The 20,407-nt window shown below is 37.4% G+C and carries 11 protein-coding genes and 1 pseudogene; 3 read left to right on the forward strand and 9 right to left on the reverse strand.

From position 1 onward, the window contains the following. Positions 1-79: 79 nt before the first annotated feature. Complete coding sequence (locus tag HT689_RS08330) at positions 80-3,400, reverse strand: YSIRK-type signal peptide-containing protein (RefSeq protein ID WP_173280962.1); 3,321 nt, start codon at positions 3,398-3,400, stop codon at positions 80-82. Positions 3,401-3,681: 281 nt separating this feature from the next. Here HT689_RS08330 and HT689_RS08335 point away from each other — a divergent pair. Next, positions 3,682-4,847: pseudogene (locus HT689_RS08335) on the forward strand (IS30 family transposase). A 323-nt stretch (positions 4,848-5,170) separates the two neighbouring features. On the opposite strand, the gene HT689_RS08340 reads toward HT689_RS08335, so the two are convergent. Next, on the reverse strand, positions 5,171-5,878 hold the full coding sequence (locus HT689_RS08340; RefSeq protein WP_173226513.1) for a glucosamine-6-phosphate deaminase: 708 nt from the start codon (positions 5,876-5,878) through the stop codon (positions 5,171-5,173). A 150-nt stretch (positions 5,879-6,028) separates the two neighbouring features. Between HT689_RS08340 and queA the strand changes: the two genes are divergently transcribed. Continuing rightward, a complete protein-coding gene (gene queA, locus HT689_RS08345; RefSeq protein WP_001090137.1) occupies positions 6,029-7,057 on the forward strand; it encodes a tRNA preQ1(34) S-adenosylmethionine ribosyltransferase-isomerase QueA in 1,029 nt (342 codons plus the stop codon). 74 nt (positions 7,058-7,131) lie between these two features. Here the strand turns inward: queA and HT689_RS08350 are convergent, their stop codons facing one another. The 5 genes from HT689_RS08350 to HT689_RS08370 form a co-directional block, all read right to left on the reverse strand. After that, positions 7,132-7,992, reverse strand: a complete 861-nt coding sequence (locus HT689_RS08350) for a YihY/virulence factor BrkB family protein (RefSeq protein WP_173226515.1) — start codon at positions 7,990-7,992, stop codon at positions 7,132-7,134. Between the two features lie 178 nt (positions 7,993-8,170). Further along, a complete protein-coding gene (locus tag HT689_RS08355) occupies positions 8,171-10,225 on the reverse strand; it encodes a cation:proton antiporter (protein WP_173226517.1) in 2,055 nt (684 codons plus the stop codon). An 11-nt stretch (positions 10,226-10,236) separates the two neighbouring features. Next, positions 10,237-10,491 (reverse strand): hypothetical protein, encoded by a 255-nt coding sequence (locus HT689_RS08360; RefSeq protein ID WP_000361085.1) that lies wholly within the window; start codon positions 10,489-10,491, stop codon positions 10,237-10,239. Continuing rightward, positions 10,484-11,041, reverse strand: a complete 558-nt coding sequence (locus tag HT689_RS08365) for a class I SAM-dependent methyltransferase (RefSeq protein ID WP_173226519.1) — start codon at positions 11,039-11,041, stop codon at positions 10,484-10,486. Before HT689_RS08365 ends, HT689_RS08360 begins: the two co-directional genes overlap by 8 nt. Beyond that, positions 11,025-11,981 (reverse strand): TIGR01212 family radical SAM protein, encoded by a 957-nt coding sequence (locus HT689_RS08370; protein ID WP_173226521.1) that lies wholly within the window; start codon positions 11,979-11,981, stop codon positions 11,025-11,027. Before HT689_RS08370 ends, HT689_RS08365 begins: the two co-directional genes overlap by 17 nt. 91 nt (positions 11,982-12,072) lie before the next feature. Here HT689_RS08370 and HT689_RS08375 point away from each other — a divergent pair, with 91 nt between their 5' ends. After that, positions 12,073-12,432, forward strand: coding sequence for a DUF3397 family protein (locus HT689_RS08375; protein ID WP_004242853.1), 360 nt, complete (start codon positions 12,073-12,075; stop codon positions 12,430-12,432). 81 nt (positions 12,433-12,513) lie between these two features. Here the strand turns inward: HT689_RS08375 and HT689_RS08380 are convergent, their stop codons facing one another. Continuing rightward, positions 12,514-12,822 carry a hypothetical protein gene (locus HT689_RS08380; RefSeq protein WP_173226523.1) on the reverse strand — a complete coding sequence of 103 codons (309 nt, stop codon included), beginning with the start codon at positions 12,820-12,822 and terminating at the stop codon, positions 12,514-12,516. A 473-nt stretch (positions 12,823-13,295) separates the two neighbouring features. Beyond that, on the reverse strand, positions 13,296-19,865 hold the full coding sequence (locus HT689_RS08385; RefSeq protein WP_173233637.1) for a S8 family serine peptidase: 6,570 nt from the start codon (positions 19,863-19,865) through the stop codon (positions 13,296-13,298). Positions 19,866-20,407: the final 542 nt, after the last annotated feature.

Raw genomic sequence — 20,407 nt, forward strand, 5'->3', positions numbered from 1 at the left:
GTGTTAATGATTCGTCTGCTTGCCGTATCTCTGATTCTTGGTCGGCTGTCGCTTTGTCCACTAACACTGCTTTGGCTGCTTAGAGTTTTGATAATACTACATCAACTGCCGCTTGCGCTTTTAATGCCTCGTGTTCACTTGCATTATCCCCAGCTTCTTTGATCGCTGTTGCTTTGTTTTTTGCCGCTTCTAACTCTGTTGCTAGTTGAGCATATTTTTCATTATAGGCAGTAATACTATCTTGAGTTTTACCTTCTGTACTTGCTTTTGTTAGTTTTCCAGCATCTGCTTCTAATTTTGTTTTTTGCTCTTCTGTTGCTTTATCTACTAACGCTACTTTGGCTTTTTCTAACTCGTCTTTCCTAGCTTTTACTTCTGTTAATGCTTCTGCAACTTCTTCTGGTGTTACATTGGGATTTGCTATTAATCCCTCGGCTTTTGCTACTGCGGCATCCGCTGCTTGTTTAGCTGCTGTATACGCTGCTGCTGTAGAAGTTGTTTTGCCATCAGTTGCGTTTTCTACTTTCGCTAATTCTTTTAATGCATCTTTAGCTGTTGCTAAGTCGCTAGTATTCGCTTTGTCTTTTAGTAGTGCATTGGCTTTTGCTAATTCAACTTTTAATTTATCCACTTTTGCGATTGCTGATGCTGCATCTGCTTGTGTCGCATTATTTTGTTCTGCTTTTCTCACTAAATCTGCTGCTGTAGCTTTCGCTTCTGTTAAATCTGTTTGAATCGCTTCTACTGCTTTTTTGTACGCTGCAATACTTGCCGGAGTTTTTGCTGTTTCAAATGTACTTGCTGCTGCTGGTGTTAATGATACGTCTGCTTTTCGTAACTCTGATACTTGATCGTCTGTCGCTTTGTCCACTAACACTGCTTTGGCTGCTTCTAGTTTTGCTAATACTCCATCAACTGCCGCTTGCGCTTTTAATGCCTCGTGTTCACTTGCATTATCCCCAGCTTCTTTGATCGCTGTTGCTTTGTTTTTTGCCGCTTCTAACTCTGTTGCTAGTTGAGCATATTTTTCATTATAGGCAGTAATACTATCTTGAGTTTTACCTTCTGTACTTGCTTTTGTTAGTTTTCCAGCATCTGCTTCTAATTTTGTTTTTTGCTCTTCTGTTGCTTTATCTACTAATTCAGCTCTTGCTATTTTTAATTCTGCTAATTTTTCATTTAATTCACTTGCAATAGTAGCTACTACATCTGGATCCGGATTATCTTGATTTAATATTTTTTGTGCCTCTGTTTGAGCATTGATTGCTTCTGTTTTTGCAAAATCATAAGAGGTTATAGAAGTTAGTGTCTTACCGATTCTTGGATCTGGATTTTCATTTATTAAATTTAATAATTTAGTATTTGCAGTATCTAATTTTGATTTATCAGTTCTTAACGCTTGTTGAGCCGCTAACACAGTCTTTACGATATCTTTATAGTCTTGAGTTTTCTTTAAATCTCCTGTCAATAATTTATTAACATTTTTTAATTGTGTTCTATAGTCATTGATAGTTGCTTCTGTTTTTCCTTTGGTATCTTTTTCTTCTGTTTCTTTTAACTTATTGTAAACTCTTTGTAAAAGTGCTTTAGCAACCCTACTTGTATCTTGCTCAAGAGTAAACCCTAGTCCTGAAATAGGTAAGGCATATTGCTTCCATGGAACTTGATATCCCATTCCTAGATTTGCATTATCTCCCGGGCTTATACGAACAGTGTACTCCGTAACATTAGGTTTCAAGACTATTCCTTTACTTGTAAATGTTCCCGTACTAGTACCCAATCTTCTTTTATTAGGATCTTGTTCTAATTTTTCATTTAATGTTCCTCTAGTATGTAGTGAAGCCCTATTCGTATCGAAATATTGATCTCTTCCAATGATAGGTGCAACTACTTTTTTAGTTTCATCCTCTTTATTTTCATTAGGGCTAAATGTTTGATCGTATATTGTTCTAATAGTACCGGACTCATCTTTTGCGAATACTTCTACTCTATATTTTGCTTTCTTACCATCAATATCTCCTGTAAATCCTGTTTTAAAAGAAACAATAACATCAGATCCAGTAGACTTAGAATAAGCTTTGAATGTTTTTTCAATCCCTTTAAATTTAGCAAGCCCTATTCCTTTATTCGCGTAATGCCTTTCTGCCACATATACACTGCCATCATCTACAACTTCTTCTTCAGTAGCTTTTGTTCTAACCTCTGCTAAAAATAAGGCATAATCTTTAGAACGATCAAAAGTACTCTCATTTAACCATGTCCGATACGGTCCATCCTGAACCAATACTGTGTTTACAGTTTCAATAGGAAATACTCCTTTGTCTGTTCTTCTTGCAATAGCAAAGACTCCTCCACTAGTGGCTTTCCAACCACCGAACTCATTAATATCTTTAACTTCTCCAGGAGCTATCTTTTGTAGTGCACCAACTTCGTTAATAGAAGTTATCTTTGTTTCATTAGTTATTTTTGTTGGTAAATTTATTAAACTATTCGCAACTTCTTTAAGATTGGCACTATCTCCCGGCAATGTATACGTTTGATTCGCATCTGGATCAGTATCTGTCGTTGTCCCATCTGTTCGGAATGGGTTGTTTCTGTCTAGGGCTTGTCCATTACGTGAATCATGTTTTCCTGAGTTTGCGATAGAGTTGGTTCCTGTAGCTTTCTCAGTATTGCTAGCTTTCTTACCGACAGTCGCTTTTCCTTCTGTCGTATCTAGTTTAGGACTTTCCACTTGCGCTTTAGGCTTATTACGTAAACCGCTGCTAGCTGTCATAAGAAGTTTTCTGTAAGCTTTTGTTAACTCTTCTTGACTTTGGGCTGTTGTTAGGGCAAGTTTTGCTAATTCTAGATTTTCTTTAAGGGTTGCGACACTTTCATCTGTCTTAGTCGCATAGCTACCTGAGGCTAATTTGCCATCAATTTCTGCTACGTAATCTTCCAGCTGTTTTTTATCCAAGGCAGGTCTAGCCTTTTCTTCTACTTCTTCTGTTGATGGAGTAGTATATGACCTATCAGTCTTGTTCCCAGCTTCTATTGCTGAAACACTAGACGACGCTACTGATGAACCGCTTACATCAGTAGGTGTTGGAGTACTTGTCTCTTCTTGACCTTTCGGAGCAGTAGTCTCACTGCTACCAGAATTTCCATCCAACTGACTGACTACTGGAGTCGCCCCGTAGGTTCCATTCTGGACATCTGGGTCTTTCAATGGTGAGCTTTGAGTTTCTTCATTGGTTGAGGGTACACCTTGCTCTGTGGCAGACACTGCCCCATTTCCCAAAAACATAAATAAAGCAGCTACTGCAACACTAGCTGCTCCAAAACTAACCTTACGAATACTATACCGTATGGTTTTCTCTACTTGTGAACGATCATGCGATCCTTTATAATCAAACATTGCTACACTCCTTTTGCGATAATTATCTGTTGATATATATTAAGAAGGGCAAGTAAAAAGCCCCCCCCTAAAATTTTTATGTAAATTTTAGACTGGCTTAACTCATTATACTCCTTTTCATTTTATAAATCAAACATTGTGAACTTAGCTTGATATGATACGGTTTATGCATAACTTCTCAAAGTAACTTCCACTTACCTGACCGAAGTGGAAATTAGTCTAAAACGGATTTTTATGGTGGAATTAAGTGTGAGACGTTTGAGTTAGAAATGAGGTCTACTATGACAAAACATAAACACCTTACCCTTTCAGACCGCAATGATATCCAATTAGGCTTAGAGCGCGGTGAAACCTTCAAAGCTATTGGACAGTCCATTCTAAAAGACCCGACTACTGTTTCCAAAGAAGTCAAACGAAACAGACAAGTCCGAGAGTCTACATGCCATAACCTTCCTTGCCCTTTACTAGACAAAGCTACCTTTGTCTGTAATGGATATCCTAAAAGAAGACAAAATTGTGGCTATAAGAAGATCTTCTACCTCTCTAAACAAGCTCAAAAACAATACGAACAAACTCTTGTCGAAGCTCGTGAAGGAACTCCCCTCAATTCCAAGACCTTCTGGAAAATGGACAAAGTCATTTCTGATGGAGTTAAAAAGGGACAACACATCTATCATATCCTCAAAACTTACAATCTTGATGTCAGCTCCTCAACAGTCTATCGACACATCCGAAAAGGGTACCTATCTATCGCTCCGATTGACCTAGCCAGAGCCGTTAAATTCAAAGAAAGACGGAAAAGTAAGCTACCTTCCATCCCTAAAGAAGCGAAAAAAGGCCGTTCCTATGAGGATTTCCAAAACTATTTAGCCCTTAATCAACTAGACTCTTGGCTGGAAATGGATACAGTTATGGGCAGAATGGGAGGTAAACTCCTACTCACCTTCAACTTGTCTTTCTGTAACTTTATCTTCGCTAGGCTTCTGAATAATAAAACTGCCCTTGAGGTCACCAAACACCTCTATGACATCAAGAACACTCTTCACCAAGCTAACAAAGATTTCTTCCAACTCTTTCCTGTCATTCTTACCGATAATGGTGGAGAGTTTCCAGGGTTGATGATATCGAAATGGATGTGCGAGGAGAGAGTAAACTCTTCTTTTGTGACCCTAATCGCTCTGACCAGAAAGGGAGAATTGAGAAAAATCACACGCTGATTCGCGACATCCTACCTAAAGGAACTTCTTTTGACAATTTAACTCAAGAGGACATCAATCTCGTTTGTTCTCATGTCAACAGTGTCAAACGCGCTGCTTTGAATGGAAAGTCAGCTTATGAACTCTTTGCATTTACCTATGGAGAAGAGATTTCTAAGCTTCTCGGCATTTCTAAAATACCTGCAGAAGACGTCTGTCAGTCGTCTAAATTACTCCAACATAAGTTCTAAAAACTAATCTTCAACCCCATTCAAACGTCTCACACTAACTTCCACCATAGCGGAACTTAATCTGAAACGCTTTCAGATGAGGGGATTTTGTGCGCTCTTTTTTTCGATTCCTTTCGGCTACAAAATCTATAAAATCAAGCATGTTTAAAACCAGTGGAACTTACCCTGACATGGAATTCCACTGGTTTTTACGATTTTTATCAGACTAACTTCCACTTGGATTAGCGGTGGAACTTAGTTTGGGAATTTAGCCTTTTTTGCATTTATACATTAGTTGAGCTAGTCATACGAAAAATATGAATAGTCTTCATTTTTAATTGTTCTTATTTTTCAAGTAAGCTGAGCGCTTCAGCATCCGCAATAATGGTCACATCAGGGTGATTTTGGAGGCTACTTGCTGGTAGGCTCTCAGTCACTGGGCCAGACACTGTTCCAGCAATGGCTTCTGCTTTCGACTTACCGTAAGCAAAAAGAATAATAGACTTGGCATCCAAAATGTTTTTAATTCCCATTGAAATGGCTTGGGTTGGGACGTCTTCAATCTTGTCAAAGAAGCGCGCATTGGCTTCAATAGTAGACTGGTCAAGTTCTACTAGATGCGTTTGACTGTCAAATGGAGTACCAGGTTCATTAAATCCGATATGTCCATTGCGACCGATTCCCAAGATTTGCAGGTCAACTGGATGGTCAGCCAAAATTTGGTTGTAGCGTTCAACTTCAGCTTCAGCATTATCCTTAACCCCACGAGGCAAGAAACTTTCTTTAAATGGTTTTTGGTTGAACAAGTTTTCTTGCATGAAGTGACGATAAGACTGAGGATTGTCGCCATCAAGGCCTACATACTCATCAAGGTTGACACTGGTTAGATTTGAAAAATCAAGGTCACTCTCAACAATATCCTTGTAAAATTCAAGTGGACTGCTTCCTGTCGCAAGTCCTAGAGTTTGAGCGCCGTTGTCCAATTTTTCCTTCAAAATCTCAAAAGCAACTTTTCCACCTTCGATTTGGTTTTCAACTTTAATGACTTTCATCTTTTCATCCTCCATTTCTATCTATATTTATTATATGGTATAGACCAATTTTTGTCAAGTGAAAACGATTTAATTTCTAAAAAAAGAGCGCCCACACTTGAAACATGTTATAATGGATAGGATTAGAACTTAGAAAGAATGAACAGATATATGAATACAGCTGATTTTGATTTCCACTTGCCCGAGGAATTGATTGCCCAAACACCCCTTGAAAAACGAGATGCCTCTAAACTCCTCATCGTCAACCGTGAGACGGGAGAAATGCAGGACAAACACTTCCACTCTATTATTGATATGCTGGAACCTGGTGATGCCCTTGTCATGAACGACACCCGCGTTCTCCCTGCCCGACTCTATGGTCAAAAGGAAGAAACTGGAGGTCATGTGGAACTACTCCTACTCAAAAACACTGCTGGCGATGAGTGGGAAGTTCTGGCTAAACCTGCCAAACGCCTCAAGGTCGGTACTCGTGTCAGCTTTGGTGATGGTCGCCTCAGCGCTGTCGTTACGGAAGAATTGACTCACGGAGGCCGCATTGTCCGCTTTGAATACCAAGGAATTTTCCTGGAGGTCTTGGAAAGTCTGGGAGAAATGCCATTACCACCTTATATTCACGAAAAATTGGATGACCGCGAACGCTATCAAACTGTTTACGCCAAGGAAAGTGGCTCTGCTGCTGCACCGACTGCTGGACTACACTTCACTAAAGAATTGCTGGCAGAAATCCAAGCTAAGGGTGTTCATCTAGTCTATCTGACTCTTCATGTCGGACTCGGAACCTTTAGACCTGTTTCAGTTGACAATCTGGACGAACACGAAATGCACTCAGAATTCTACCAACTTTCTGAGGAAGCAGCTGCCACCCTTCGCTCGGTTAAAGAAAATGGAGGTCGTGTCATCGCTGTCGGAACCACTTCTATTCGCACCTTGGAGACTATTGGTTCCAAGTTTGATGGGCAAATCCAAGCAGATTCTGGCTGGACCAATATCTTTATCAAACCTGGCTATGAATGGAAGGTTGTAGATGCCTTCTCAACCAACTTCCACCTGCCAAAATCAACTCTGGTCATGTTGGTTTCTGCCTTTGCAGGCCGCGAATTAGTCTTAGATGCCTACCACCATGCCATCCAAGAACACTACCGCTTCTTTAGTTTTGGCGATGCCATGTTTATCTACTAATTTTCACAATCAAAAAGCGCATATTATCAGGCACTAAAACCTTGATAGTATGCGCTTTTGTAATAGATAAATAGTTAATCTTTATTAAAGCTCGGATCTTTCAAACTCTGAACACTGGCATTGATCACCGCGCCTAGGATAACAATTTTAGCAATCAAGATAAACCAAAACATCATAACAACAAGAAGAACGGAACCTAAAATTCGGACATCCACTAAATGATGGACATAGTAATTGAGATAACTAGAAAACAGAGTTAGTAGAACTAAAATCACTAAGAGAACAAAGGCACTACCTGGTAGGGTATAGCTAATTTTCCTGTTAGATAGATTGGGAAGAAAATAATAAAGCATGACCAAGATAGCAAAGAGGAGGGCGTAAGTCAGAGGACCTGCCAAACCTTGTAAAGCCTGATAGATAATGCCATCTTTTGTCCAATAATGAGCAAGTAAATCCAAAATCATCTGCCCAAATAAGCTCAAAAACAAGACAAACGCAAAGAGGAGCTGCAAACCAAAACTGACCAGGAGACTCACCATCTGATGGGAAATAAGTCCACGACTCTTTTCGACGCCATAAGCCTTGTTAAAAGCTTTTTGCAAGAAATTCATAGATTTTGAAAAACTCCATAGCGCCGACAAGACAGAAAAACTCAACAAACCTGTTGAAGGTTGCGTCAAGACTTCTCTAGCTATTTTTTCCACACCTTCATAGAGGCTTGGGGGCAGGACGTCTTTCATAAAGCCCAGAAATTCTCCCACAGGAATCTGAAAATAGGGGAGGATATTGACCACCACCAAAAGCAGGGGAAAAATCGAAATCAACCAATAGTAGGCTACCGCGACACTGGTCAACTCACTATCTGATGCTTGATAATAATACAAAAAGGCTTTTAATAGAGGCTTATCTATCAGCTCTTTCCACCACTTTTTCATGTCACACTCCTTCACTTATAATCTTATACTCAATGAAAATCAAAGAGCAAACTAGGAAACTAGCCGTAGGTTGCTCAAAGCACTGCTTTGAGGTTGTAGATGAAACTGACGAAGTCAGTCACATATATAATCCAAGGCGACGCTGACGTGGTTTGAAGAGATTTTCGAAGAGTATTAACTAATTTCTTCTTACCAATTCCACCATATCATAAGGCAGGGTATTGGCAGCTTCCTTCAGAGAATAGTTCTCTAAGTTATTGACATTTTGTCGTAACTTCTTGGCATACTTGGTCGTAATCAATCGTTTTTCTTCGTATTCGAAAATCAACTTACGCTCCAGATAATATCCTCTCAGCATTTCATCAATATTGTTGGGTTTGACACGATTAATAACCCGTTCGACAAAGGCACCACTGCTGATAATAGCTGTTTCACGAAGACGAGACTCCTGCATAAAACTAATCAAAGAGCGTCTATAGACTCCCTTCAGGTTTTCCAAACTTTCAATAATCATCTCTGTATTGGCAAGATAGAGCTCTGCTATTTGGTCATAATCAAGAGCACGGAGACGGCTTTGCTCCTTGTCCTTCCAGCTACGGAAGGTCTTTCCGAGAGTAAAAACTTCATGCAGGAGAAAACGTAAAATCCTCAAGGAAACAAGAAAATAATAGGTCAGTCTTGACGCAAACTTACGATTGATTCCTCGTTCTATGTTTTTCAGATAACGTTGGTAAACTCGGTAAGCACGATTGCTAATGTTCCCCTCTTCATAGGCCTGTTCCAATCCATCACTTTCAATACTAAGAATCAAGAGTTTCAAAGCAGCCCAGTCTTCTTGAGCCCCCTTATTTTCTTGACTCAGGATGAGATTTTCAATACGTCCATGATAATTGTCAATAGCTGCATAGAGAGGAAGCTTATTTCTGGTATCTTCCAACTCTTTTTCCAACTCTATCGTTACTTCATTCAAAATGGCGATATGCATGAGATAGTCCTTGCTTTCTTCCTGTTCATCAGAAAGATGAGGCAAGACCACGAGGCCTGTTAAAAAGCTTACAAGCGTCACACCTGCAACGAGGAAAAGTAAGAGAGGATACTCCTGCTCTAGATTACTTGGTATCAGAAGGATTGTCGCAATCGACACCGTTCCCTTAACACCTGAGAAGGTCAAGAGAAGCATGTCCTTCATATACTTATTTAGCTTTTTCTTGAGACGTCTAGTCCTATAGGCATAATAGCCATAAATCATGATAAAACGAATGGCAAAGAGGACAAAGGTCAGGGCGACAAGAGATAGCAATAAAAGTAAGGGATTATAGATTGGATTGGTCAAGATAGGCTCTGCTATCATTTCCAGCTCCATCCCTAAAATCACAAAGACAGAACCGTTGAGCATAAAGTTGACTGTGTGCCAGACCGTCTCGGTCACCGTATCCACTTGGGCTTCGAGTAGCGTAATCTTCTTAAAACGGCTTGCCTTTAAAATCCCAGCAACCACAACGGCAATAATCCCCGAAACATGGACTTCTTCTGCTAGGAAGAAGGTCACCAGAGGCAAACTCAATTCTAATAAAAGTTCGCTGGCAATATCTGTTGCTCGCACACTTAGCAAGAATGTGTGAAGGAAACGGTTGGTCATAGCTGTTAAAAAGCCAATCAAAAAACCGCCTAGAATTGAAAAGATGAGCGAACTACTAGCTTGCCCAAGGGAAAAAGCTCCAGTTGTCCAAGCTGTCAAGGCAACCTGAAAAGCCACCAAACCAGAAGCATCATTCAAGAGTCCTTCACCTTTAAGGATATTGGACACGCGCTTAGGAAAGCTAAAACGCTCCGAAAGAGAGGCAAAGGCAACCAAGTCCGTAGGGCCAAGTGCCGCCCCAACAGCCAAGCAAGCTGCCAATGGAAGGCTGAGCCAAAGAAGATGGGCCAAGCCACCCAAACTCAGAGTCGAGATAAAAATCACTGGAAATATGAGATAGATAATGATTCGCCAGTGTTTTAAAATAGCTGTAATGTCCGCTTCTTCCGACTCTCGAAAAAGCAAGGGCCCGATAACCAGTGCCAAAAACAACTCCGTATTGAGGTGAAAGTCGGTATTGGGTAAAAAGAGACCAATCACGATTCCCAAAAGAATCTGCACCAAAGGGAGAGGCAAAAAAGGCAGGAGCTTATTGGTTGTACTTGAGACAATCAAGACCAGTAAGAATAGGATAAGGTAAATCAGTAATTCCACGTAATTCCTCCTTAATCTTTTTTACAACAGGATTCAAATATCTCCTTCTGCTCTTTGATTTTTTGGTCAATCTTGGAACAATCTTTGTGCTCAATTTTTCTCTGGCACCGTTCCATTTCAAGAGCAACTAATTTTTTCTTGATTTTAAGCATTTTTTTGCTCATATGCGCTTGGTCTAACACACCTACTGCTCGTTCGTGGTGGGTTGATTCAACAAAATTCTGGCGCATGGCATCCAGCTTTTCACGTAGGTATTGTTTATCCATGTCTATATCTCTCTAATTTTTCAATCATCACTAAAAATGGTGGGTTGTTGACTTGGTTTAAAGTTCGGTAAATGGCAGCTGTGTACTCTTGTTGGTTCAACTGGCTAACAAAATCCAAGACAGCATCCCTCTCGAGGTCGCCACCATCATGACCATAGTAGATCATGATAGCAATCCGTCCACCTTTGACAAGTAAGCCACACAGCTTTTCTAATGCTTCAATCGTTGTCTGTGGTCGGGTGATGACAGACTTATCAGCTGACGGCAGATAGCCCAGATTAAAAATTCCTGCCTTGGCTTCTGTCACAAACTGATCCAGTGTCTCATGACCTTGCAAAATTAACTGGGCATTTGTCAGGCCAGCTTGGTTCAAACGCTCTTGCGTCTTTTCCAAGGCTTGCTCCTGAATATCAAAGGCATAGACTTTCTTGGCTAATTTGGCTAGAAAAAGCGTGTCATGACCATTTCCCATGGTCGCATCCACTACGATATCGTCCTGAGTTACAACCTCAGCCAAAAAATCATGTGCCATCTCAAGTGGTCTTTTCATTTTCAAACTCCTGTTTTACAGCCTTACATCCTTGCACGCTTCCACGACGTCGCATCTCCATCTCAATGCTGTTTAGCACTTCCCATTTATTGAGGCTCCACATAGGACCAATCAGCATATCTCTAGGTGCATCTCCTGTGATTCGATGGATGACGATATGTTTAGGAATGATTTCCAGTTGGTCACAGATGACCTTGACATACTCGTCCTGACTCATCAGTTGCAAACGTCCCTCGTGATAATCCCGTTGCATACGCGTATTGGTCATCAGGTGAAGCAAGTGCAATTTAATCCCTTGAATATCGTTATCCGTGACACAGCGGCGGACATTTTCAATCATCATCTCATGGGTTTCACCAGGAAGACCGTTAATCAAATGGGAAACAATCTCAATTTTGGGATACTTCCTCAAACGCTTGACCGTTTCCACGTACAATTCATAGGAGTGGGCACGGTTAATCAGGTCAGAGGTTGTTTCATAAGTAGTCTGCAAGCCCAATTCAACCGTCACATGCATGCGCTCCGATAACTCAGACAAATATTCAATAGTTTCGTCTGGTAAACAGTCTGGTCGCGTTCCAATATTGATTCCTACTACACCTGGCTCGTTGATAGCCTGCTCATAGCGCTCTCGGATGACTTCCACCTTTTCATGGGTGTTGGTAAAATTTTGAAAATAAACCAGATACTTCTGAACCTCTGGCCACTTACGATGCATGAAGTCAATTTCCTTATAAAATTGCTCACGGATAGGCGCATCCGGTGCCACAATGGCATCTCCAGAACCTGAAACCGTACAAAAAGTACAACCTCCATGAGCTACAGTCCCATCACGATTGGGACAGTCAAATCCCGCATCAATAGGGACTTTAAAAGTCTTTTCTCCAAAGAGTTTTCGATAGTAATCATTCAAGGTATTATAAGATTTCATAACTTTCATTATAACAAAAAACATCCACAATCTCAAAAGCCTGACTTTCCTATAAATTCCTCTGTTTCTCGTTTCCATTAGCCATTTTTTATGATACAATATGGGTATGATTTTAATGAAATTAGCATCTATTTTACTATTGATACTGACTTTAGTAGTCTGCATCATCATAACCAAACTTTTTAGATTAAAAAAACTAGGACGAAACTTTGCGGATTTGGCTTTTCCAGTTTTAGTATTTGAGTATTACTTGATTACAGCTAAAACCTTTACCCATAATTTCCTCCCTAGACTAGGCCTAGCCCTCTCACTTCTAGCCATTATTCTCGTTTTTTTCTTCCTTTTGAAAAAACGCAGCTTTTACTATCCTAAATTCATCAAATTCTTCTGGCGTGCAGGATTCTTATTAACCCTTGTTATGTATATCGAGATGATTGTTGAATTGATGGCTCAGAAATAAAAAACTAAATCGAAAACACCTCAATCAAACTAAAATACAATGATTGAAGTGTTTTTTTCTTTATATCTTTTTTAATAATTCCTATTTTCCTTCTTTATCAGGAAAGATATATCCAATACCAATGCAAGCTAGTACGCCCGCTCCAATTACCAAGCCACTTGAAATTGGCAAAAGGTCCAAAATTGCATTGGCGATGATAAAAGCAATAATCAAACACATCAGACTAGCCTTGTAGTCTTTTTTCAAAAGATTCTCTAGAGTGAAAAAGAGGAACAGGCCTACCGGAATCAATGACCAGAGGTTGACATCTAAACTTGGCCAGCCAACAGAACCAAAATACACTACTGTCGCTGCTGCTAGTAAAAATACAATCCCTAATAATTTTTTCATTTCTTTATCTCCAATTTCTTTTTTAGGAACTTGAGTTATCTGATATTGATACCTCACGTCCCTTACACCAATCATTATAGCAGAGGTCAGTTTCAAGAACAAGTTCTTTTGCCTATCTGGTCTCAATCTCGGTCTAAGTGGTTCAATAATAGCCATAAAATAAGGAAATAGGTGAAAAACTTCCTTCCAAATAAAAAGGAATTAAGCAACCAAACGCTACTTAATTCCTTGAAATTGTCTCATCACCTCTATTAGACTTTAAATTTTGATAGACTCTATTTGCTAATCAATATTGTCAATACTAACCCTTTCAATCAATTCATTAGTTATCAAAACTAAGTTCATTAATAAATCCAAAAAGAGTACCAATAGTAAAGTAAACTAAATAATTAAGTTATAAATAGCTATTTTTACAAAACTGTTTCATCATCATACTATCTCAGTACACAAACCATTTTTCTATAGCTTTTGTCTTAATCTTGATCTTTTTTCTTTAATCCAAGAAATGCACCTAAGGTAAACATTATTCCAGCAATGAATGGTGTAAAACCTTCTCTAACTGTTCCGGTTTTTGGCAATCTATCAGAATTGTTAGTATCCGATTTACTATCGATATTGGTATGTTTATTAGCTATATTCTCTGGTTCATTAAGATAAACTTCCTTCTTATTTTCAAAGTTTTTATCATTTTTATCAGGAACTGGAGCTGTAACATCCTTAGTTGAATCAGATCTTTGACTTTCATCTAATTGACTATAATTTACTTGTACAGAAACTGTAGATTTGACATCCTTAGTTGAATCAGGTTTTTGTGAATGATGTTCTCTTTGTAAATCCTCCTTTTTGTAATTTTCATCTAATTGACTATGATTTGCTTGTACCTTATCTTTCTTTTTCGATACATCAAAAGTAGGTTTATTTTCCTCCTCCTTTTTCTCCTCTATTTTCTTGAATACAGGTTTTATAAGGGTATCTTTTGATAGATTAAGAACATAGCCAACGTCTTTTTTCCCTTCGAAACCAGAAATTTCCCAGCCATCAAATTGATATCCTTTTTCTAATTCACCCTCATAGACAGGTAAAATGAAATCTTCTTCCGACACTATCGTTGAACTCATTTCTTTTCCATTTTGAATGGTCACAGTTACCCTATGAGGTTTTAGTTCTCTTACCTCTCCCGTATCTTTGTTTAAAATGAATTCTTTTACGGTTGTATTTCTTGCGAAATCTTTTACAAGAATCTTAATATTTAGTGTCTTATCTGTTAGTTGTTTAATATCATCAAATGATTTATATTCTTTTCCATTTACATAAATATGTTTGTCTTGAATCTCACCATTGAATCCATTATCTCTTTTATCATTGATGTTAAAGACTACAGATTTTCCATCAGCATATTCGATACTTGTATTTCCCTTGGGATCAATGTTTACTTCTGGTTTAACATTATCATATAAAAATTGATAGTGTACTCCAACCGCTTTCGCATTCAAATTGCTATAGCCAGTTTGAAGATAAACATTTCCATCCATATCTGTTACCTTATCTGGAAATCCGTTTGCTTTATAATCTTTCATCCCCCAGTCCATGATGTCACCGTCTTTAACATTAAGCTTAACGTTAAAATCTCTAGTGTTATCAATGTGTAAATCTCCGTAGATTAAATAATTATCTACAACAGATTCATTAACTCTCAATTCCCAGTTAAAACCACCCTTATCAGAAATCTTACCTCTTAAATAAAACTCTGGATTTCGTACATAAATTTTATTAAATTTAGATGGATTAAAGTAGTTCTTGTCCATTGAAAGATTTACTGGTTTTGCATCAATAAATAACGTAGAGCCATCTTCTTTTATAGCTTCTACATTGGACTTATCCTCTCCAGTGTACTCTTTACCATCCTTACCAAATAATACAAGTTTAGACGGATCTGTTACAAGATTTCCGTCTTTATCGATTGCCTCCCCTTTATCGTTCATTTTAAATGTAAACACTTGATACCTTACAATGTTAAAGCCGTCCAAAGCCGACATTAATACAGCTTGAGTACTTCTTCCATCTTCAACATTTCTACTGTCAGAATAAATTATTTTTTCTGAAAGGGCTCTTAGATTAGGATTGGAATTTTGTATTTTTGCTATATCTTCCTTGCTATAGACTCCATTTCCTTCTAACATATCCGTTTTTCCAGGATTATAGGTAGTCACTTTTAGTGCATAGCCTTTTCTCAGAATGATATTATCCTTTAATAGATATTGTTGTTTTTCTGAATCAGAATAGATTTTACCAGATTCCATTTCAGTTAAATTATTTGGTTTGTTCTTTGAAAGATCTCCTTCCCCTAATTCTATTATATTCCCATAACTTGATGCATAGGGATATTCTGTCTTAGTTTCCCTATTTTTTTCAGGCATTCTAATCTTCGTTTCAGCTTTTCTCTGACCATCATCTGTAACAAAGAATCTCATATCTCCTGCAAAAGCTAATCCATCCACAATATCATTAATATTAGCGTATAAATCAAATGTCATCGTTTTTGAATTGGAATCATACTTGGTCGCTTTGATTTCTATATATTTATAGGTATTTCCATAATATACCTTGGCATTTTTAGACACATTACGTATCTTTCCAAGAATTTCAAAGTGTCCATCTTTAGACGGGCTTAGAACACCATAAATTTTTGATTTGATTTCGTCAAGTTTTTCAGTTTCATATTCTAAGGCGCTACCATCGTCATAGGCAGCTATATTTCCTTTATCGTCATATCGATAATCAAGTTCTACTGTTCTTGTACCACCATTTACAAAGTCCTCTTCTTCCCTATATTTCTTTTTAATGAGTTTCTTTAGGTCTTTATTTTCAAAGTTTCTAATTGTTGAAATAGTTTTATTTATTTCAAGGCTAGCTTCTCCCTCAACTGAACTTTCTTCATCTGGTTTTGAATCTTCATCCTTAGCTTGATTATTATTGGTATTTTCCTCTGAGCTCTTTGCATTTTTGAGTTTATCTTCAGAAATTTCACCAAGTTTTTCATATTTAGAAGCATCTTTGTCAGGATCTACTAGGTAATAAGAAATCATCCCCTTTTCATCAGCATGATCAGCAAATTTAATTCTATGAATCTTTGTGAAATTACTAGAGCCATCTAATGCAATGACTTCAATGATTTTTCCTCTTAAATCTCCTGCACCATTAATTTCATAAATAGTATTTCCGTCTTTGTCAAGTTTTCTGTTTCTTCCTTGACCCTCACCTGCATAAGTTACTTCAAGATTTTTCTCAACCTCTCCATCTTCATTAACAAGAGCGGCGCCAGCATACCAAACTTCGTTTGCAATCTCGTCAAATTTTTCAGGATGTTCTTTTTGATCTCTCGCAAATAGGGTTTCATTCTTGTATTGGTCTTTTACCTTGTGATAAGTATCCTTTGTGATCAGCTTAATTTTTTCAGGATTTGAAAAATCAACCGAAACAATCTTAGGGGCTGTGTTATCAATTTTTACAGGAATATAGGAAACCTGCCATGGATAATCTTTAGTTAATCTATATTTAAATTTATAGAAATATTGACCTTCCGCAATCGGTTCAAATTGACCTCTTATCTTAGTAGCAGGATCTTGATTATCCTTACTTTCTGGTGCATTTTCTTCTCTACCTCTAGGATTATAGATGAGTCCATCCCACTTCAAGTCACCCCAAACTTTTAGTTTAGATGATTTGATTCCCTTTGCATCATTGCTTTTAGAGTTTAAAATTCCTTTAATAAAGTGTTCTCTCGAAATGACTTTTAAGTCTCTTTGATTTTCTCCCTCTTTATTTGTATTTACTATTGAAATTAATCCTTCTTCTGCACTTCTTAATACAAGTGGAGAAGGTGTTAATCCTCTTTCAAGTTGAGCCTTTTGAGGATTTCCATTTGAATCTAAAGGATAAATGTTAGCAATATTAGAACCACTTGATGATGCATTTAGCCCTTCGTTATTGAAAGCAAATAATTCTGGATTTTGATCTAGGGATGTTCTATTTTTATCTTTTCTATTTTGTATAACTCCTGCTGGATTAAATTTATCTATACCATGTTCTCCACCAATTCCCTTATTTAAGGTTCCTGGAATTTTCGGTTTACCATCATCATCATAACCTCCCATTGTTTTTGATTTTGATCCTTCTTCCCAAGCCCATTTATCAAGGATTGGTTCGTGGTTCCAATTCCCAGCAAATCCCATTAGAGGCATTGATAAAGAAGGTTGGAAGTTTATTTTCTTCCCGTTAGAGTTTAGAGCTTCCATTTCTTCTACTGACTCAAAATGAATAAATGATTCTACAAATTTATTTTTGTCTTTAGCCTCTCCAACATTTATAACCGCATTCAAATCAAAGCTAGAATTTGCGCCTATAGTGAAAGTATCATGCTCAAATGTGATATTTGCTCCTTTGATTTTTTCTGGGTGGATTTCTGGAACAATTTGCTTACCATCTGGAGATTTTTCATCTTTGTATGTTTCATCCAGTTTTAGTCTGTCAGTTAGAGCATCTGTAGTTATCGCTGATGCTGAAACTTTAAAAGTCAAAGGTCTGTTTGATGTATTGTGAAGCTTAATTGTAAAATATTTTTCTTCTCCTTTTATTTCTTTAAGAGAAATAGAACCATAAGAGTTTACCAAACCTTTAGAATCCTTGTTTTTGAAAGTCGCTACAACTTCATTTCTCAAAGCATTGGCCACATTAATTAGCCCTGCTCCCTGTTGTCTAGGTGATGCAAAGTATTGACTTTTTTCTTTCCAAGACGTTGCATCCATCATCGGTCGCGCAGTATTTTGTAGAGCAATTTTTGTAAGACTTGTAAGATCTATTTTGTCATCTCCCTCAAGATTTTTCAATACAGGTCTTTCAAGCATTTCCTTTAACTTCGGTCTAATCAAAACAGTAGAAGCTGCTACGATTGGAGTTGCCATACTAGTTCCTGACATATAGCCATAAGTTGATTTCCCATTAATGACATTGAGAGTAGATTTAATGTTTTTACCAGGTGCTGAAACATCGGGTTTTAAAAGTAAATCTATTCTTGGTCCCCAAGATGTGGATCCTGCTGGAACGATGACATCTTCTTTATACAATTCTTTGTCTGTGTCAGGTGCAAACTTAAAGTCAATCTCTTTTTCGTCACCTACATTCGGTTTATTAGAATTATAGCTTGCCATATCAATTGGATAGTATTGCTCCAATTTATCTTTGAAATCTTCCTTACTATTTCTTTTAACCTCAGTTTTTTTATCAGGATTAATCATGTTCCATAACTTTACACCATCATCTCCTGAAATTGAAAATACTTGACTTTTAGTCCCTTCATCCGCTTCATATCCCATAGCTGGAAGCTCTGTCCAATTATCTCTATTGTAGTAATTGACAGTATTTACAACCATAATGGCGCGTGCGCCCTTATCCGTAGCTTTTTTAAAAGCATTTTTTAAATCCTTTGTATAAATTCTATCCATTACTGCAATTTTGCCCTTAAGATCCAAACCTATCAACTCTTGGTCTTGGCCTTTGCCTATATATACAAATTTCAATTTATCAGGAGCTTTTGAACCATCTTCATTTGTTGTGATTTTATTCTTATCGAAAAAGGCTCCTATATTTCTGTATTTAAAACTTTTTCCTCCAATCTTAACTTTATCAAACTCAACTGTTTGATTTTTAGCAGATGCAACCGCTATCGCATCTTCATGTGCTGCTGTTCGCGTTACATTTCCAGTGTCGGTCATTTTCAGATGATTATTTGCCACTAAATCCCAAGAAGAACTTGAAGCAGAAGTCGCATAGTTACCCGTAGCTACAACCATTGGAATGCCTGCTTTTCTTAATGCTCTAATAGCTTGCCAATATTTCTCACCTACAAGACCTGTTCCTGTAAAGCCAGATGATACCGAAACAACATCGACATTGTGTTTGATCGAATCTTCAATAGCATGAAACATTGTTTCATCTCCTGCGAAGCCAGATCCTGCGTCAGAGTACATTTTATAAGAGAATATCTGTGCATTAGGAGCAATTCCATCTATTCCATTAAAGTTCTTGATGTCTTTTTCAGTATCATTTCCCGCAAGAATCCCTGCAATATGCATTCCATGTGGATCAAAATAATCACTTCCATCATCAGCTTTTTCTACAGTTATTTTACCACCATTATAATAATTGAAAGCATGAGGAATCTTATCACTCAACCAGAAATTTTTATCAGTACCTTTTAAGTCTTCTTTTTTAAATCTCATTGAGTCTTTAGCATCATCATCAATCCTCATGGCCTTATGCCTATAATCTGTCCCGGTATCGATATTTGAAATGACCATACCTCTACCATCAAAGTTTTTCCCAAATTGAGCATTAATGGCCTTTAGGTAATCGATAGCCTCCTCAACTCCAATTTCCTTTCGGGCATGATTCATCATGGGTTGGAGTTTTTGTGACCGTTCAACCGATGAAATACCTTCTATTAGTTTAATTTTATCCAGATTATCTGGAGTTGTTTCTATTGAAACACCATTAAAAATCGTATTATAGGTATATAAAACGTTTGTATCCTTAAGATTGGATAATTCCTTGATTGCTTTTTCTCCAGATTCTTTATCTTTAAATTCAGCAATATAGACAAGTTTATCCTCTTTTTTGGGACTTTCTGGGTCTTTACTTGCAGACGAGTCCGCTTTATCTTCTTTGGATTGATTGGAATCTTCTTTGATTGTTGCTTCTTCATTGCTAGTTTTGTTATCTATCACAGATTCTTTACTAACAACTTCTTTTTCCTCAATAACCGTTGTTTTCTTCTCTTCAGTATCCTTGGAAGTTTCTATATCATTATGAATATTTTCATGTTTTTCTTTATTTTCTGCTTCCTTATCTACTACTACTTTTTCTGTATCAGAGATAGTTAAAGCATCTTCAGAGCTAGATGTGTCTGCTAAGACTACCTCATTAGGGGCATAGGCTGCTAAAATAACTGCAGCTGTGGTTAATGACAATACTGTACTTTTTTTCATTTTAATTCCTTACATATTTATTTAACTTCCAATAGATAGAAAACTTTAACTTTGCTAGCCTTTGTTATAAAAAGTTTTACTAAGTATTATCTAGGAAATAGAGTAGTACATTTATATATAATTGTTAGCTCTCCATAAAAATAGTATATCATTTAAAAAATTTAAGTCAAGAAAAATTAAGGCTGGTTAATTTTATTTTTAACGCATGTTAATAAATGATGCAAAAGTTTCGTACTTAACGGGGATACATTATAAGCACATTCATACCATCAAAAATAGTAGCAATCAAATTGAACCACTACCAAAATCACAAAGTCAAACATCATTGATGAAATATCAGCGCTATTAAACAATATAAATAACCGCTAAGAATAAGGCTTAACGGTTATTTATACATATCTATTTTTTCAAATCTTCAGTCATATGTTCACCTGTGACCTAGGCTTTACGAGTGCCTTGCTCTAGCAACTAATACTCAATGAAAATCAAAAAACAAACTAGGAAGCTAGCCGCAGGTTGCTAAAAGCACTGCTTTGAGGTTG

Source organism: Streptococcus sp. 2342, assembly GCF_013276795.1.
Taxonomy (GTDB): Bacteria; Bacillota; Bacilli; order Lactobacillales; family Streptococcaceae; genus Streptococcus.

Bases quoted from the DNA above. Each gene is read 5' to 3' on its own strand.
- HT689_RS08330 (WP_173280962.1), bottom strand. From the start codon at position 3,400: ATGTTTGATTATAAAGGATCGCATGATCGTTCACAAGTAGAGAAAACC.
- HT689_RS08340 (WP_173226513.1), bottom strand. From the start codon at position 5,878: ATGAAAGTCATTAAAGTTGAAAACCAAATCGAAGGTGGAAAAGTTGCT.
- queA (WP_001090137.1), top strand. From the start codon at position 6,029: ATGAATACAGCTGATTTTGATTTCCACTTGCCCGAGGAATTGATTGCC.
- HT689_RS08350 (WP_173226515.1), bottom strand. From the start codon at position 7,992: ATGAAAAAGTGGTGGAAAGAGCTGATAGATAAGCCTCTATTAAAAGCC.
- HT689_RS08360 (WP_000361085.1), bottom strand. From the start codon at position 10,491: ATGGATAAACAATACCTACGTGAAAAGCTGGATGCCATGCGCCAGAAT.
- HT689_RS08365 (WP_173226519.1), bottom strand. From the start codon at position 11,041: ATGAAAAGACCACTTGAGATGGCACATGATTTTTTGGCTGAGGTTGTA.
- HT689_RS08370 (WP_173226521.1), bottom strand. From the start codon at position 11,981: ATGAAAGTTATGAAATCTTATAATACCTTGAATGATTACTATCGAAAA.
- HT689_RS08375 (WP_004242853.1), top strand. From the start codon at position 12,073: ATGGGTATGATTTTAATGAAATTAGCATCTATTTTACTATTGATACTG.
- HT689_RS08380 (WP_173226523.1), bottom strand. From the start codon at position 12,822: ATGAAAAAATTATTAGGGATTGTATTTTTACTAGCAGCAGCGACAGTA.
- HT689_RS08385 (WP_173233637.1), bottom strand. From the start codon at position 19,865: ATGAAAAAAAGTACAGTATTGTCATTAACCACAGCTGCAGTTATTTTA.